16 protein-coding genes and 1 tRNA gene are annotated in these 15,694 nt (G+C 71.3%); 5 read left to right on the top strand and 12 right to left on the bottom strand.

Annotated elements, in window-relative coordinates:
* The first annotated feature begins 79 nt into the window (after positions 1-79).
* Complete coding sequence (locus IE109_RS29835) at positions 80-553, top strand: type II toxin-antitoxin system PemK/MazF family toxin (RefSeq protein ID WP_189554481.1); 474 nt, start codon at positions 80-82, stop codon at positions 551-553.
* A 156-nt stretch (positions 554-709) separates the two neighbouring features.
* Here IE109_RS29835 and IE109_RS29830 read toward each other — a convergent pair whose 3' ends face one another.
* The 7 genes from IE109_RS29830 to clpS all read right to left on the bottom strand — a co-directional run bounded on the left by IE109_RS29830 (position 710) and on the right by clpS (position 5,393).
* Complete coding sequence (locus IE109_RS29830) at positions 710-1,660, bottom strand: PLP-dependent cysteine synthase family protein (protein WP_189554480.1); 951 nt, start codon at positions 1,658-1,660, stop codon at positions 710-712.
* The gene (locus IE109_RS29825; RefSeq protein ID WP_189554479.1) at positions 1,660-1,938 is read right to left on the bottom strand and encodes a MoaD family protein; all 279 of its coding nucleotides are present in this window, start codon (positions 1,936-1,938) and stop codon (positions 1,660-1,662) included. Before IE109_RS29825 ends, IE109_RS29830 begins: the two co-directional genes overlap by 1 nt.
* Positions 1,939-2,077: 139 nt before the next feature.
* Complete coding sequence (locus IE109_RS34160; protein ID WP_373297800.1) at positions 2,078-2,194, bottom strand: putative leader peptide; 117 nt, start codon at positions 2,192-2,194, stop codon at positions 2,078-2,080.
* A gap of 86 nt (positions 2,195-2,280) precedes the next feature.
* Positions 2,281-2,703, bottom strand: coding sequence for a M67 family metallopeptidase (locus IE109_RS29820; RefSeq protein ID WP_189554478.1), 423 nt, complete (start codon positions 2,701-2,703; stop codon positions 2,281-2,283).
* A gap of 70 nt (positions 2,704-2,773) precedes the next feature.
* Positions 2,774-4,198, bottom strand: a complete 1,425-nt coding sequence (locus tag IE109_RS29815; RefSeq protein WP_189554477.1) for an amino acid permease — start codon at positions 4,196-4,198, stop codon at positions 2,774-2,776.
* Between the two features lie 314 nt (positions 4,199-4,512).
* Positions 4,513-5,088, bottom strand: a complete 576-nt coding sequence (locus IE109_RS29810) for a DUF2017 domain-containing protein (RefSeq protein WP_189554476.1) — start codon at positions 5,086-5,088, stop codon at positions 4,513-4,515.
* The gene (clpS, locus tag IE109_RS29805; protein WP_189554475.1) at positions 5,088-5,393 is read right to left on the bottom strand and encodes an ATP-dependent Clp protease adapter ClpS; all 306 of its coding nucleotides are present in this window, start codon (positions 5,391-5,393) and stop codon (positions 5,088-5,090) included. Before clpS ends, IE109_RS29810 begins: the two co-directional genes overlap by 1 nt.
* A gap of 90 nt (positions 5,394-5,483) precedes the next feature.
* On the opposite strand from clpS, the gene IE109_RS29800 reads away from it, so the two are divergent.
* Together IE109_RS29800 and IE109_RS29795 are read left to right on the top strand one after the other, a co-directional pair.
* Positions 5,484-6,812 carry a nicotinate phosphoribosyltransferase gene (locus tag IE109_RS29800; RefSeq protein ID WP_189554474.1) on the top strand — a complete coding sequence of 443 codons (1,329 nt, stop codon included), beginning with the start codon at positions 5,484-5,486 and terminating at the stop codon, positions 6,810-6,812.
* A gap of 185 nt (positions 6,813-6,997) precedes the next feature.
* The gene (locus IE109_RS29795; protein WP_189554473.1) at positions 6,998-7,585 is read left to right on the top strand and encodes an isochorismatase family protein; all 588 of its coding nucleotides are present in this window, start codon (positions 6,998-7,000) and stop codon (positions 7,583-7,585) included.
* A 52-nt stretch (positions 7,586-7,637) separates the two neighbouring features.
* Here the strand turns inward: IE109_RS29795 and IE109_RS29790 are convergent, their stop codons facing one another.
* From IE109_RS29790 to IE109_RS29780, 3 genes are all read right to left on the bottom strand, one after another.
* On the bottom strand, positions 7,638-7,970 hold the full coding sequence (locus tag IE109_RS29790) for a hypothetical protein (protein WP_189554472.1): 333 nt from the start codon (positions 7,968-7,970) through the stop codon (positions 7,638-7,640).
* Positions 7,971-8,093: 123 nt separating this feature from the next.
* Positions 8,094-10,547: an immune inhibitor A domain-containing protein gene (locus IE109_RS29785; RefSeq protein WP_189554471.1), complete on the bottom strand. Its 2,454-nt coding sequence runs from the start codon at positions 10,545-10,547 to the stop codon at positions 8,094-8,096.
* 209 nt (positions 10,548-10,756) lie between these two features.
* Positions 10,757-13,219, bottom strand: a complete 2,463-nt coding sequence (locus tag IE109_RS29780; RefSeq protein WP_373297799.1) for an immune inhibitor A domain-containing protein — start codon at positions 13,217-13,219, stop codon at positions 10,757-10,759.
* Between the two features lie 223 nt (positions 13,220-13,442).
* Between IE109_RS29780 and IE109_RS29775 the strand changes: the two genes are divergently transcribed.
* Entirely contained in the window at positions 13,443-13,691 is a 249-nt protein-coding gene (locus IE109_RS29775) for a hypothetical protein (RefSeq protein ID WP_189554535.1), read from the top strand.
* On the opposite strand, the gene IE109_RS29770 is transcribed toward IE109_RS29775, so the two are convergent.
* Both IE109_RS29770 and IE109_RS29765 read right to left on the bottom strand, forming a co-directional pair.
* The gene (locus tag IE109_RS29770; protein ID WP_189554469.1) at positions 13,677-14,432 is read right to left on the bottom strand and encodes an RDD family protein; all 756 of its coding nucleotides are present in this window, start codon (positions 14,430-14,432) and stop codon (positions 13,677-13,679) included. The two genes, IE109_RS29775 and IE109_RS29770, sit on opposite strands and share 15 nt — an antisense overlap.
* Before the next feature lie 55 nt (positions 14,433-14,487).
* Positions 14,488-15,405 (bottom strand): RDD family protein, encoded by a 918-nt coding sequence (locus IE109_RS29765; protein WP_373297802.1) that lies wholly within the window; start codon positions 15,403-15,405, stop codon positions 14,488-14,490.
* Positions 15,406-15,614: 209 nt separating this feature from the next.
* Between IE109_RS29765 and IE109_RS29760 the strand changes: the two genes are divergently transcribed.
* Positions 15,615-15,681 (top strand) — tRNA-Phe (locus tag IE109_RS29760).
* The last annotated feature ends 13 nt before the right edge of the window (positions 15,682-15,694 follow it).

Raw genomic sequence — 15,694 nt, 5'->3', positions numbered from 1 at the left:
CGGGTCGCTCCTCCGCGGTGGCCCCTTGTGGTCGAACTCACCCGCGCTGTCACCGGTTCGGGCGGGTAGCGTCCGGTGCATGGACACGTCCTGGTGGCCGGCGCTCGGCGCCGTCGTGGTGATCGCCCTGGTGGCGGCGGTGTCCGACGCGTCCGGCCGCCGCCGGCCCGGGGGGCGCCGGGGAAGCCGCCCCGAGGGGCGTACGCGACCGCCGGCACGGCCGGGCGGCCGGGCGCCGAGGGCACGGCCCGGGGCGGGGGAGATCTGGTGGGCGGACGTGCCCTACGAGGACGGCCCCGGCTCGAAGGACCGGCCGTGCCTGGTCCTGGCGGTACGCGGGGACACGGCGCTCGTCGCCAAGATCACCAGCCGGTACCGCGACGAGCGGCCGGGCGTGATCGCGCTGCGCCCCGACGCGGTGGGCGACGCCCGCGGCCGGCCGAGCTTCCTGGAGACGGACGAGCTGCGGGACGTCCCGCTCGGTCGCTTCCGCCGCCGCGCGAGCCGGGTGGACCCGCTGGTCTGGGACAAGGTCCGGCACCTGGCCGCCTGACCCGCACCCGGCGTACGGCCCGGGGCCGCCCCTCGCCGCGACCCGGCGGCGGGGCACGTCCACCGTGACCGGTGGCGCGCCCCGCGGGCCGCGAGGAGGCCGGGCCCGGAGGGGGCCGGCCCACCGGCGGCGGTGGCCGCCACCCGGTGCCGGGCGTCAGGCCCAGAGCTGGCCGTGGAGGGTCTCGATGGCCTCTTCCGTGGTGGCGGCCGTGTAGACGCCCGTCGACAGGTACTTCCAGCCGCCGTCGGCGACGACGAACACGATGTCCGCGCTCTCGCCCGCCTTCACCGCCTTCTTGCCGACGCCGATCGCCGCGTGCAGCGCCGCGCCCGTGGAGACGCCCGCGAAGATGCCCTCCTGCTGGAGCAGCTCCCGCGTCCGGGTCACCGCGTCCGCCGAGCCGACCGAGAAGCGGGTCGTCAGGACCGAGGCGTCGTACAGCTCGGGGACGAAGCCCTCGTCGAGGTTCCGCAGGCCGTACACGAGGTCGTCGTACCGCGGCTCGGCGGCCACGATCCTGACGTCCGGCTTGTGCTCGCGCAGGTAGCGGCCGACGCCCATGAGCGTCCCCGTGGTCCCGAGACCCGCCACGAAGTGCGTGATGGACGGGAGGTCGGCCAGGATCTCCGGGCCCGTCGTCGCGTAGTGCGCGCCCGCGTTGTCGGGGTTGCCGTACTGGTAGAGCATCACCCAGTCGGGGTGCTCGGCGGAGAGCTCCTTGGCGACCCGCACGGCCGTGTTGGAGCCCCCGGCCGCCGGGGACGAGATGATCTCGGCGCCCCACATGGAGAGCAGGTCGCGCCGCTCCTGGGAGGTGTTCTCGGGCATCACGCACACGATGCGGTAGCCCTTGAGCCTGGCCGCCATGGCGAGCGAGATGCCGGTGTTGCCGCTGGTGGGCTCGAGGATGGTGCAGCCGGGCGTGAGCCGGCCGTCCTTCTCGGCCTGCTCGATCATGTGCAGGGCCGGGCGGTCCTTGATCGAGCCGGTCGGGTTGCGGTCCTCCAGCTTGGCCCAGACGCGCACGTCCGCCGAGGGGGACAGGCGCGGCAGCCGGACGAGCGGGGTGTTGCCGACCGCGGCGAGGGGCGAGTCGTAGCGCATCAGCGCATTCCGCCGGCCACGGCCGGGAGGATCGTCACGTTGTCGCCGTCCGACAGCTTGGTGTTGATGCCCTCCAGGAAGCGGACGTCCTCGTCGTTGAGGTAGACGTTCACGAAGCGGCGCAGCTCGCCGCCCTCGACGATGCGCTCCTGGATGCCGGCGTACCGGGACTCGAGGTCGGCGAAGAGGTCGGCGAGGGTGTCTCCGCTGCCCTCGACGGCCTTGGCGCCGCCGGTGTGGGTGCGGAGGATGGTCGGGATGCGGACCTCGATGGCCATGGCGTGGGCTCCTGTCGGAAGGGCTGAGTCTGCGAGAAGAAGGCGGGCCGTGCTGCGTGCGCGCGCGGACGGATGCGCGCGGGTGCGAGGGTGGTGCCGGGGTGGACCGGGTCGTGCCGGGGTCGTACCGGTGGTGGCGCTAGACGGCGGCGCGGCGCGGACACATCGCGCTGGCGAGGCGGCACAGGTCGACGTGCAGCCGCGCCACGAGCAGCACGGTGCCCGGCGTCTGTTCGCTCACGTCGAGGAAAACCATGCGGTCATCGTATCGATTCCCGCTCCGCCATTCGGAGTGTGATCCCGCATCGTGGACGATTTGCGACCGGGATGCGGGACGGCCGGTCAGTACGCCTCGACGACCTGGACCTCTTCCTCGGTGATCTCGCCGTCGACGATGCGGTACGAGCGGAACTGGAACGGTCCGGCGTCGTCGGTGTCCGCCGTCGAGACCAGGACGTAGTGGGCGCCGGGCTCGTTGGCGTAGGAGACGTCGGTGCGCGAGGGGTACGCCTCGGTCGCGGTGTGCGAGTGGTAGATGACGACCGGTTCCTCGTCGCGGTCGTCCATCTCGCGGTAGAGCTTCAGCAGGTCCCCCGAGTCGAACTCGTAGAACGTGGGCGAGCGGGCGGCGTTGAGCATGGGGACGAAGCGCTCGGGGCGGCCGGAGCCCGCCGGGCCCGCGACCACGCCGCAGGCCTCGTCCGGGTGGTCCTCGCGCGCGTGCGCGACGATCTGGTCGTACAGGGCCCGTGTGATGGTCAGCATGCGCATCAGGATAAGCAGAGGGGCCCGCCCGTACCGAGTGGTGGTACGGGCGGGCCCACATGCTGGACGACTACCGCTTGAAGGCGGCGTTCTCCGGGTTCCGGGACTTCAGGATTAGGTAGGAGACACCGAGCAGCAGGGCCCACAGCGGGGCGCAGTACAGGGAGACCCGCGCGCCCTCGTCGATGCCCATCATCACGATGACCATGCCGATGAACAGCAGCGCGAACCAGCTGGTGAACGGCGCGCCGGGGGCCTTGAACTCCGACTCCGGGGCCTCGCCGCGCCGGACGGCGGCACGGTAGCGGATCTGCGAGACCAGGATCATGATCCAGGCCCACATGCCGGAGATGGTCGCGAAGGAGACGACGTACTCGAAGGCCTTGCCGGGGGCGACGTAGTTGATCCACACGCCCACGAGCATCAGCGCCGCCGAGACGGTGGTGCCGATCAGCGGGGTGCCGGACTTCGTCAGCTTGGTGAAGACCCGCGGGCCCTGGCCGTTGAGCGCGAGGTCGCGCAGCATGCGGCCGGTGGAGTACATGCCCGAGTTGCAGGAGGAGAGGGCGGCGGTGAGCACCACGAAGTTCACGATCGCGGCGCCGACGCCGAGGCCCATCTCCTCGAACGCGGCGACGAAGGGCGAGACGCCCGGCTGGAAGTGCGTCCACGGGACGACCGACAGGATCATGATCAGCGCGCCGACGTAGAAGACGGCGATGCGCCACGGGACGGTGTTGATGGCCTTGGGCAGGGTGACCTTCGGGTCCTTGGACTCGCCGGCGGTGACACCGACCAGCTCGACGGCCAGGAAGGCGAACATCACGATCTGCAGGGTCATCAGCGTGCCGCCGATGCCCTTGGGGAAGAAGCCGCCCTCGGACCAGAGCATGGTCATGGACGCGGTGTCGGCGGCGTCGGAGAAGCCGATGGTGAGGATGCCGGCGCAGATCAGGATCATGCCGATGATGGCCGTGACCTTGATCATCGAGAACCAGAACTCCAGCTCGCCGAAGAGCTTCACGGAGATCAGGTTCGCGCCGTACAGGATGATCGTGAAGACGAGGGCGGACACCCACTGGGGGATGTTCCACCAGTACGTCATGTACGTGGCGGCCGCGGTGACCTCGGTGATGCCGGTGACGACCCAGAAGAGCCAGTAGGTCCAGCCGGTGACGAAGCCCGCGAAGGGGCCGATGAACTCACGGGCGTACTCCGAGAAGGAGCCCGAGACCGGGCGGTACATGAGCAGCTCGCCCAGCGCCCGCATGATGAAGAAGATGACGAGACCGGCGATGGCGTACGCCAGGATGAGGCTCGGTCCGGCCTTGGAGATGGCCTTGCCCGCGCCGAGGAAGAGCCCGGTGCCGATGGCTCCGCCGATCGCGATCATCTGGATCTGACGGGCTCCGAGGCCCCGCTGGTAGCCCTCGCCGGAGGCGGACTCCGCGGCCTCACTGCCGTCGTGCTGCTTGTCGACCCGCACTGAGGTCATGGTTGGTGCGCCTTTCTCCACGCTGATCCGCGTCGCTCGCACTGGACTGCGCGTGACCGCGGATCAGGTCCTGATCCCCCCGGATATGGATGGAGTGCCGCCGGCGGTCTGCCGGCCTGAGCGCACCCGGGTGACAGGGGTGGCGTCCCCGGGCGATTCGAGAAGGTTTACCACGATCGCAACAATGATCGAGACATGCCGAAGTGATGCACACCACAGAGAAATCGGGACAAAGCGCATCTACGCCCGCAAGGACGGGCGGGTTGGTGACCTGATCGTTATGCGGATTTGAGCGTCCGCTGAGCGAACGAAGGTCACATGAGGGTCTCGACGAGAGTCTCCTGGAGGGCGCCCAGCCAGAGGTACGCCATGACCATCGGCTTGCGCGGGTCGGAGTCCGGCAGCCGGTACAGCGCCTCGCTCTCGTCGTCGTCCTTGACCTCCAGCCGGGTGCCGATGGTCAGCCGCAGGTCGTTGAGCGCGCCGAGCCACCGCCGTGCCTCGTCGGGCGTCAGCTGGAGGACCGCGCCGCCCTCCCCCGCCGCGTCGAGGGCGTCCAGGCTCCGTACGACGGCGAGGGCGTCCTCGCGCTTGCGGGTGCGCAGGTCGTTCTCCGTGTAGCGGCGGAACTCGGCCGACGCGGCGCGCAGCTCGTCGTCGCCGTCCCCGTAGGCGTCGGGGAACAGGCGGGCCAGCGCCGGGTCGGACGGCGGCTCGCTGGGGCCCTCGCGGAACAGCTCGGCCAGCGGGTCCTCGCCCTTGGCCGGTACGTCCCCGGGGCCGATCAGCTCCAGGAGCTGGACCGCCAGGGAGCGGAGGATGGAGATCTCGACCTCGTCGAGCGGGACGGCCGCGCCGCCGCCGGGCAGCGCCTGGAAGTGCCCGCTCATCAGCCGCGGTCCTGGGAGAGCGTCGCCCACAGTCCGTAGCCGTGCATGGCCTGCACGTCCCGCTCCATCTCCTCGCGGGTGCCGCTGGAGACCACGGCCCGGCCCTTGTGGTGGACGTCCAGCATCAGTTTGTGCGCCTTGTCCTTGGAGTAGCCGAAGTACGCCTGGAAGACGTAGGTGACGTAGCTCATGAGGTTGACCGGGTCGTTGTGGACGATCGTCACCCAGGGCACGTCGGGTTCGGTGACGGCGAAACCCTCTTCGGCCGCTTCGGTGCGTTCGATCTCTACGGGAGCAACACTCACTCAGCCAATGCTGCCACTGAGGGTGGGGGGTCGCACAAACGGGGTCCGAGAAATCGTCAGAGTGACGAGTATTCGGGGTAGCATCATCGTATGAATGCTGCGGATCTCGGGCTGCCGGTGGACGTGCCGTCCACCGCGCTCTTCACCGATCAGTACGAGCTGACCATGCTCCAGGCGGCGCTGCGGGGCGGCACGGCCGACCGGCGCTCGGTCTTCGAGGTGTTCACCCGGCGGCTGCCCGAGGGGCGCCGCTACGGGGTGGTCGCCGGCACCGGCCGGGTCCTGGACGCCGTCGAGAACTTCCGCTTCGACGCGGGCGTCCTCGGCTTCCTGCGGGAGCGCGGAATCGTCGACGAGCCGACGCTGGAGTGGCTCGCGGACTACCGCTTCGGCGGCGACATCTGGGGCTACCCCGAGGGCGAGGTGTACTTCCCCGGCTCGCCGATCCTGCGGGTCGAGGGCTCCTTCGCCGAGTGCGTGCTGCTGGAGACCGTCATCCTGTCGATCCTCAACCACGACTCGGCGATCGCCGCCGCCGCCTCGCGGATGTCCGCGGCGGCCGGCGGCCGGCGCCTGATCGAGATGGGCGCCCGGCGCACCCACGAGCTGTCCGCCGTCGCCGCGGCCCGCGCCGCGTACGTGGGCGGGTTCTCCTCGACCTCCGACCTGGCGGCGGGCTTCCGCTACGGCATCCCGACGGTCGGCACGTCCGCGCACGCGTTCACCCTCCTCCACGACACCGAGCGGGACGCCTTCCGGGCGCAGGTGGAGTCGCTGGGCCGCGGTACGACGCTGCTCGTCGACACCTACGACGTGGCCGAGGCGGTGCGTACCGCCGTCGAGATCGCCGGTACGGAGCTGGGCGCGGTGCGCATCGACTCCGGCGACCTGCTGCTGGTCGCGCACCGGGTGCGCCAGCAGCTGGACGAGCTGGGGGCGCGCGACACGAAGATCGTCGTGACGTCGGACCTGGACGAGTACGCCATCGCCTCGCTGGCGGCGGCGCCGGTGGACGCGTACGGCGTCGGGACGCAGCTGGTGACCGGCAGCGGGCACCCCACGTGCTCGATGGTCTACAAGCTCGTCGCCCGGGCCGAGTCGGCCGACCCCAGGGCTCCGCTCCGGTCGGTGGCCAAGAAGTCGCTGGGCGGCAAGGCGTCCGTCGGCGGCCGCAAGTGGGCCGCGCGGCGGCCCGACGCGGACGGGGTGGCCGAGGCGGAGGTCGTCGGCACCGGTCCGGTGCCGGCCGATCTCGTGGACCGGCAGCTGATGGCCGAGCTGGTCAAGGGCGGCGACGTGGTGGCGCGCGAGCCGCTGGACGCGGCGCGGGAGCGGCACATGGCGGCGCTGGCGGGGCTGCCGATGTCGGCGATCCAGCTGTCGCGGGGCGAGGCCGTCATCCCCACGGAGTACGTCTGATCCCGGAGTACGTCCGGTCCCGGAGTACGTCCGGTCCCGGACACGTCCGGCACCCGGCCCCGGCGGGAACGGCGGCGTCGAACGCCCCCTCCCGCCGGGGCGGGGAAATCCCTAGGCTCGTTCCCGCCCCCCGGCACCCCGCCCGAACGCCCGACCGACCGCTCCCCCACCGAAGGACAACCGCCATGCACCGCGCACTGATCGTCGTCGACGTCCAGAACGACTTCTGCGAAGGCGGCAGCCTCGCGGTGGCGGGCGGAGCCGATGTCGCCGCCGCCATCACGGACCTGGTCGGCGAGGCCGCCGGGGCCGTGTACCAGCACGTGGTGGCCACCCGTGACCACCACGTCGACCCGGGCGACCACTTCTCCGACCGGCCCGACTACGTGGCCTCCTGGCCGAGGCACTGCGTGGCCGGTACGGAAGGCGTGGGCTTCCACCCGAACTTCGCGCCGGCGGTCGCGTCCGGCGCGATCGACGCGGTGTTCGACAAGGGGGCGTACGCGGCGGCGTACAGCGGCTTCGAGGGCGCCGACGAGAACGACGTCCGGCTGGCCGACTGGCTCCGGCAGCGGGGGGTCACGGAGGTGGACGTGGTGGGCATCGCCACCGACCACTGCGTGCGCGCCACCGCGCTGGACGCGGCGCGCGAGGGGTTCCGCACCCAGGTGCTGCTGGACCTCACGGCGGGCGTCGCGGAGGACACCACGGAGCGGGCCCTGAGCGAGCTGCGCGCGGCGGGCGTCGAGCTGACCGGCAAGCCGGTCGTCTGACCCCGTACGGGAGCCCTTCCGCCGGGGCAGGGCCACGGCCCGCCCCCGCCGGTCAGGGGGCGGTCGGGGCGCCCCAGGCGCGGCTCCGTGGGAGCAGGGCGCGAATGGGGTGCCACAGCTCGGTGTGGGCCTCCGGGACGGTGCGCCAGAGCAGGCCGTCCGGGTGGTGCAGTACCGCGGTGATCTCGTCCGGGGTGGGCGGGTGGGTGTTGCCCCGCAGGTAGACCGCGCGCAGCCCGAGGTTCCGCAGCCGGGTCAGGGCGCGGGCGCGGTTCACGGCGTGGACCAGGACGCGGACCGTGGAGCCGTCGCCGACCGGGTTGGGCAGGCTGAGCGCGACCACGACGTTGCCTCCGGGCAACTTGGTGAAACCTCCGCCGGGCATGCGGGACCACTCCCCCGTGAGATGGTGTGTCAATAAGAACGGGTCACCACGCACCTAAACAGAATCGGCCGCCGCCCGCTAGTGGGCGACGGCCGATCATGCTTTGACCTGCGACGATGCGTACTACTTCGCCGACGGGCCGACCTGGACCGTGATCGTCTGGCCGTTCGTCGGCTGCTTGACGATCGCGATCTTGGTGTTGGTGTCAGTTACCTTGACGCCCGCACGCGGGTTCGACTCGTACCAGTAGACGCCCTTGCGGTCGTCGAAGGCGGAGACACCGCGCAGCGACGGGACCTTCGCCTCGACACCCGCCTTGTGCAGGGTGAGCCCGGTCGTCCGGTAGAGGCTGAACGGCGAGTCGTAGGCCTGGATGCGGTTGCGCATCAGCGTGCCGTCGGCCCACTTCGTCGGGGTGGCGTGCGCGTCGACCGGCAGGATCAGGCCCTGGCCCGGGTGGACGGCGGTGTTGTTGTCCTTCTGGGAGGTGTCCCACTGCCAGACCAGCAGACCGGTCTGGTACGGGTAGTGCTCCACCCAGGAGTCCATCGGCGCCGCGAAGCCGAAGTTGTACGGGCCGACCTTGAGGGTCTTGTCGTACGACACGTACTGGCGGTTCTCGGCGATGTAGTACTGCTCGTACTCGTTGGTGAAGGACTCACCGATCCGCGAGAAGCCCTTGGCGGTCCAGCCGTTGTCGTCGCCCTCGGCGTTGTCGGAGAAGACGGCCGCGCCGTCCGCCGTGAGGGTGATGGCGTCGGCCGTGAAGCCCTTGCCGCCCGCGCCGCCGTCCGTCTGGTAGCGGAAGCGGAGGTCGAACTTCTTGCCGGCGTAGGCGTCCAGCGGGTACACGAGCTTCTGGTGGCCGCCGGAGACGTCCGTCAGGGACGGGGCGCCGCTGGCGTCGACCGGGATGGCCTTGCCGTTGGCCGTGCCCGCCAGCGCGGTCCACTGCTTGCCGCCGTCGGTCGACACCTCGGTGTAGAGGTAGTCGTAGTCCTTCTCGATGTCCCACCAGCCGTCGAGCGTCAGCTCGGCCTTGGTCTTGCCGGTGAGGTCGACGGACCGGGTGAGGGTGTTCTTGAGGTCGTCACCCATGTCGCTCCACCACTGCCTGGAGCCCTCGGAGGGCTTCACGACGGCGGTGGAGACCTTCTTCTTCGGCAGCTCGACGACGAGCGCCTGGGGGTTCTTGGTGTTGTACTCCGCGACGCCCAGCGTGTGCTTGGACTTCGTCGCCGCCTTGGCCTTCTCGTAGTTGAGCCAGCCCAGCTGGAGCTTGTCCCAGGCGGTCATGTCGCCCGGCAGGTCGCCGATCTCGTTCTTGCCCGTGCCCAGCCAGGAGCCGGACGACATCAGCGACCAGAAGCCGGTCGAGTTCTCCGCGCCGGCGCGGCCGGAGGTGTCGTACAGGTCCGGCAGGCCCAGGTCGTGGCCGTACTCGTGGGCGAAGACGCCGAGGCCGCCGTTCTCCGGCTGCATCGTGTAGTCGCCGACCCAGATGCCGGTGTCGCCGATCTGCGTGCCGCCGGCCTTGTTCTGCGCCGGGCCGGTCTTGCCGGCGTCGGTGCCGTACGCGTACCAGCGGTGGGCCCACAGCGCGTCGGTGCCCTGGGCGCCGCCGCCCGCGGACTCGTCCTCACCGGCGTGGACGATCTGGAAGTGGTCGATGTAGCCGTCGGCCTCGTTGAAGTTGCCGTCGGCGTCGAAGTCGTAGCGGTCCCACTGGTCGTACTGGGCCAGCTGCGCCTTGATCTCGGCGTCGGTCTTGCCGGCCGCCTTCTGCTGCGCGGTCCAGGCGGTCACACCGTCGCGGACGGCGTCCCACACGTTGGCGCAGTTGGTGCTGCCGCAGTAGTTGGAGCCGTAGCGGGCCTCGTTGTACTCGACCTTGACCCAGTCGGAGACCGCGCCGTCGACCGAGTAGCGGCCGGAGGAGGTCTTCTCGTAGTAGGTCTTCAGGGACTGCTTCTGCTGACCGGTCTTCTTGTCCTTGCCGGTGCCGAAGTACAGGTCCTGGAAGTGCTGCTGGTTGTAGTCCTTCTGCCAGGCCGTCGAGTTGTCCTTCGAGCGGTCCGGCTCGGCTATCGCGTTGTGCAGCGGACCGGGCGTGCCGCCGAACTTCGGCTTGAGCGTGGTGTCGTCGCCGTCGTCCGCGCGGTCGATGAGCGTGGTGTTGTCGACCTTGTCGCCGAACTCGACGAGGATCGTGAAGATCTTGTCGGTCTTCTCGCGGCCCAGCTCGACGTACTTCTTGTCGTCGAGCTTGACGACCTTGGAGGCACCCCTGCGCTCCACCTTGAGGTCGCCGGCCAGCACCTGCTCCAGCGCCGCTTCGCGCGCCTGGGCCTGCTGCTTGCTGAACGGTCCGTCGAGGTCGTGGTCGACCTTGGCGGCGTGGTCGTGCCCGGGGGCACCGTGCGCGTCGTGCGCGCCCGGTGCCGGGTCATGGCGCTCGATGCCGTTGGTGGGGCGGTTGTCGGCCTGGGCCGTCGTGAAGGCCGAGGCCGTCGCGGCGGTGGCGGCCAGCGCCACGATCACCGCGGAGGCCCTGAAAGCCCGTCGTCTGCTGGTCACTTGATCTTGTCCTCCCCGCGCCCGCGAACCGCGGATGGGGGGTTGATGTCGTATCCGCGTGCGGTGTCGCGCCACAAGTGACGACATTCGACCGGAGAATGACGCGAAAAGACAGACCTTGACTTGGACAGGCCAAGTGCTCTATGTGAACAGCCGGATCCGCAATGCGAACAGTCGGCCCGACCCCGGCCGGGCGGGAAACCGGCTGGTCATCCGGCCGACGGACCCACTTCCACGGTGACCGACGCGCCGTTCGGCGGCTGGTCCACGATGGCGATCCGGGTGTTGGTGTCCGTGGTCCGCACCCCGCCGAACTGGTTCTCGTCGTACCAGTACACACCCTTGTGGTCATCGAAGGCGGGATTACCCGGATGAGGGCGGATCTGCTGAGGAACACCCCTTTTATGGAGGGTGAATCCGGGCACCGGGTACCGGCTGAAGGCCGCGTCGTAGGGGGCGATCTTGTTGGACATCAGCGAGCCGTCCGCCCACGTCATGGGCCGGGGATGGGCGTCCACCGGCAGCAGCAGCCCCTGGCCCGGGTGGTCGGTCACGTTGTTGTCGCGCTGTGAGGTGTCCCACTGCCAGATCATCAGGCCCGGCCGGTAGGCGTAGTGCTCCACCCAGTTGTCCCGCGGCTTGGGAAAGCCGAAGTGGTACGGGCCCGTCTCCAGGGTCCTGTCGTAACCGACGTACTGCCGGTTCTCCGCGATGTAGTACTGCGGGTAGTCCCCCGTGACCGCCTCACCCACCCGCGCGAAGCCCCGCGCCGTCCAGCCCGCGCCGCTCCGCGCCTCGCCGTCGTCCGCGAACAGCGTGACGCCGTCGGCCCGCACGGCGATGTTGTCCGCCGCGAAGCCCTTGCCGGCCACCCCGCCGTCCGTCTTGTAGCGGAACCGCAGGACGATCCGCTTCCCCGCGTACGCGTCCAGCGGGTACACCAGCTTCCGGTACGTCTCCGACACCCCGGTCAGGGCGGGCTTGTCGCCGCCGTCCCTGGTGATCGCCTCACCGTCCGCCGTACCGTCGACCGCCTTCCAGCTCTCGCCGCCGTCCGTGGAGACCTGCGTGTAGAGGTAGTCGTAGTCCTTCTCGATGTCCCACCAGCCGTCCAGCGTCAGCTCGGCCCGGCTCCTGCCGGTGAGATCGACCGGCCGGGACAGCGTGTGGGACAGGCTGTCGCCGTGGTCGCTCCACCACTGCCCCGCTCCCTGGGCCGGCTTCACCACCGGCGTGGTCACCGACTTCTCCGGCAGCTCGACGACCAGGGCCTGCGGCAGGTCGGTGTTGTACGCCGAGACGCCCAGCGTGTGCGCCGACGCGGTCGCCGCCTCGGCCCGCTCGTAGTTGAGCCAGCCCAGCTGGAGCTTGTCCCACGCCGTCATGTCGCCCGGCAGGTCGCCGATCGCCTCCTCGCCCCTGCCGAGCCACGAACCGGACGACATCAGCGACCAGAAGCCGACCGAGTTCTCGACCCCCGCCACGTTGTTGGTGTCGTACAGGTCCGGCAGGCCCAGGTCGTGGGCGTACTCGTGGGCGAAGACGCCCAGCCCGCCGTTCTCCGGCTGCATCGTGTAGTCCCCCACCCACAGGCCGGTGTCGCCGATGGGCACGCCCCCCGCCCTGAACCCCGCCGGGCCGGTGTCCCCGTCGTCCCTGCTGTACGCGTACCCCCGGTGCGCCCACAGCGCGTCCGGCCCCTGGGCGCCGCCGCCCGCGGAGCCGTCCTCGCCCGCGTGCACGATCTGGAAGTGGTCGATGTAGCCGTCCGGCTCGTTGAAGTTCCCGTCGTTGTCGTGGTCCGTGCGGTCCCACTCGTCGAACCGCGCCACCTGCTCCCTGATCCGTTCGGCCGTCCTGCCCCTCGCCCTCTGGTCGGCGACCCAGGCGGCCACCCCGTCGGAGACCAGGTCCTCCACGTTGGGGCAGTTGTTGCCGCCGCAGTAGTTCGAGCCGTACCGGGCCTCGTTGTACTCGACCCGCACCCAGTCCGAGACCTCGCCCTCCACCGAGTAACGGCCGGAAGAGGTCTTCTCGTAGTACGTCTTCAGCGACTCCACCCCGTCGCCCTCGCCGAAGTACAGCCGCCGGTAGTGCTCGCGGTCGTAGTCGGGGCGCCAGTCGGTCGAGTTGTCGCTCGCCCGGTCCGGCTCGGGGATCCGGTTGTGCCGCGGCCCCGGCGTACCGCCGTACTTGACGACCGGCGGCTTCGGACCGCCCGGCCCGTCCGGGTCGTACATCGTGGAGTCGTCGACCTTGTCGCCGAACTCCACCAGGATGGTGAAGATCTTGTCCGTGCGCTCCCGCCCCAGTTCCACGAACTTCCGGTCCCCGAGCTTCACGACTCTGGACCCGCCGCGCCGCTCCACCTTCGCCCGGCCGCTGAGCACCTGCTCCAGGGCCACCTGCCGCTGCTGGCGCTGCCGGGCGCTGAACGGCCCGTCGATGACGTGACCGTCGTGCTTCCCCTCGGCGGCGCCGCGCGACGCGTCGTCGTGCACGGGCGCGGTGGTGGAGGGCACCGCGGCGGCGCCGGTCGTGGCGAGGGTCCCGGCACCGGCCGGGACGCCGGCGGCGGCAGGGGGCGCGGCCCGGGCGGTGGGCCCGGCGGCGGACGCGGTCAGGGCGGTGAGTGCGGCCAGGACGCTCAACACCGTTCTGCGAAAGCTCACTTGATGCGGTCCTCCCCTGCGTATCGCGTCAACGGGCGCCGACTTCCGGCCAGATGGCATAGGCCGTGATGCTGTGCGCCCCCCATGCACCGGTACCGTGGGTTAGGTCACGCTTACTACCGGTTCCTCTCGGGCATCCGCCGTCGTACAGTCAGAAGTCAGTGCGACCGAGTTGCGTGAGACTCCCCCATCCGGTGCTCCAGCTTCGAGGACGGAACCCGCCATGCCGCGTCCGACCGCCGCACAGCTCGCCTACGGTTCGGCCACCGTCGTCTTCGCGACCGTCGCCATGCTGCTGCTCTCCCGCACCCCCTCCGGACTGGGTGTCGCGCTGATCGGGATGGTCGCGCTCGCGCTCGGCCTGCTGGTCGCGATGACCCTGCCGACGCCCGCCGCACGCCGCTCGGCGTACGACCCGGCGGTCCGGCCCCCGGTGCCGGCCGAGCGCAGGGAGCATTCACTGCGTCGTTGACACGACGACGGTCTTGGCCGCCTTGTCGTGCAGGCCCTGCTTGTACGGCTTGTCGACCAGGATGAGGATGAGGATGAGCAGCGGCCACAGGCAGGCGCAGCAGATCAGCGCGGGCAGCCACAGCACCACCGCCCGGGTCAGCGCGGCGCCGGTGTTCGGCACGCTGCCGTCGTTGAGCATCGCCACCCGCATGCCCATCAGCCGCTTGCCGATCGTCTGGCCGTGCCTCTTGGTGGTCATGAGGGTGTCGTAGGCGATGTACGCCACGATGGTGATGAGCTGGAAGACCCACTGCCCGCCGTCGTCGGCCTGCCATACGTCCGCCACGTCGGTTCGGTCGGACACCCTGGCGTAGATGTTGAAGGGGATGCCGATGAGCGCCAGCGGCACCACGATGATGAGCCAGTCGATGAGCCGGGCCAGGACACGCCGCCCCGACTCGGCCAGCGGCGGCATCCCCGCGAGCGGGTCGGCCCCGCCGTAGCCGTACGGACCACCGCCGTACGGCCCGCCGCCGGGGCCCCCGCCGTAGGGTCCCCCGGGTCCGCCGCCGGGTCCGCCGTCGTACGGACCTCCGCCGCCGTACGGCCCCTGTCCGCCGTACGGACCTCCGCCGCCGTAGGGGCCGCCGCCACCCGGGGGCGGCGCGGGCGGCGGCTGGGAGCCGTCGTCCTGCGGCCTCTTGCGGAACGGGTCGTCGTCGGGGGGCTGCTGACCGGGCGCCGGTGGTTCGTTGCTCATGTGGGCAGTGCATCCCGGCCGGCGGGCCGCCGCAAACGATCACCCGCCGTTCGGGCTACCCGCTCCGCCCTGCGACGAAGGTGTGGGCGGCCTTGTCGTGCCAGCACTGGCGCCAGGGACGGTCGAACAGGCACCACAGGACGTCGACCACGCCGACCACCAGGATGCCCAGCACCCCGTAGACCAGCCAGCGGCGCAGCGCGGCCCCGAACGTCGGGGGCTCGTGCGACTCGATGTCCCGCACGTCGAGCCCCAGCAGCTTCTTGCCGAGCGTGCGGCCCCACTTCGCGGTCGGCAGCGCCTCGTACAGCACGCCCAGCACCAGCAGCGCGGCGAGCACGATGCCGAAGTACGTGGAGGTGGTGCCGTCCAGGAGCCAGACGGTGACCGTCTCGCCCGACTGCTTGGCCTGCTGGATCTTGCCGTCGATGTGGTCGAGCGCCTTGGAGACGAACGGGACGGCGACGGCTCCGACGGCCGCCCCGAGGACCACGGTGTCGATCAGCCGGGCCGCGAACCGCCTGCCGAGCCCGGCCGGGCGGGCGGCGGCCTGCGCCTGCGCGACCGCCAGGAACGGGTCGGCGACCGGTGGCTTCCACGGCAGGACGGGCTGCTGGGAATGCGCCTGCGGCTGGGCCTGGGCCTCCGGCCGGGCCAGCTGGTGCACCTGCTGCGCCCAGGACGCGGCACCGCCGCCCGGCCCGTCGGTGACGGGAGCGGTGGGAGCGGTGGGGGCGGCTGCGGGGGCGGGGGTGGCGGGGGCAGGGGCCGGGACGGGGGTGGGCGCCGGGGCAGGGGCGGGCACGGGCGCCGCAGGGGCGGGCGACGGCTGCGGGGCCACGGGCCGGGCGGCAGGAGCCGGGGCCTGGGCCTGTGCGGCCGGCAGCGGCAGGGGCAGGGGCAGGGGCTGCTGCGGCTGCCCGGGGGCCTGCGGCGTGCGTGGCGTGTCGGGGGCGGCGGCCCGGATGGTCATGGTGCCGTCGGCGGGCTGCTCGGGGTGGGGCTGTGGGGCGACCGCGCGGAGGGTGACCGTCCCCTCCGGGGACGCCGCCTTCGCCGGCTCCGGCTCCACGTTCCGTACGCCGGGCAGCGCGCCGCCGGTCGGGTCGGCGGCGGCCGGGCGGCGCGGGTCCTGGCCGGCCTCGGCCCCCCAGGAGACGCGGCGGTCGCGGTCGCCGCCGAAGCCGGTCTGGCGGGCGGTGTCCGCCTGAAAAGCGGAAGGTCGCCGGTTCGACCCCGGCCCCAGCCACCGCCGCCCTACC

It is taken from the genome of Streptomyces lavendofoliae, from assembly GCF_014649735.1.
In the GTDB taxonomy this organism is placed as follows: Bacteria; Actinomycetota; Actinomycetes; order Streptomycetales; family Streptomycetaceae; genus Streptomyces; species Streptomyces lavendofoliae.
This window is presented reverse-complemented; position numbering and strand designations above follow the sequence as displayed.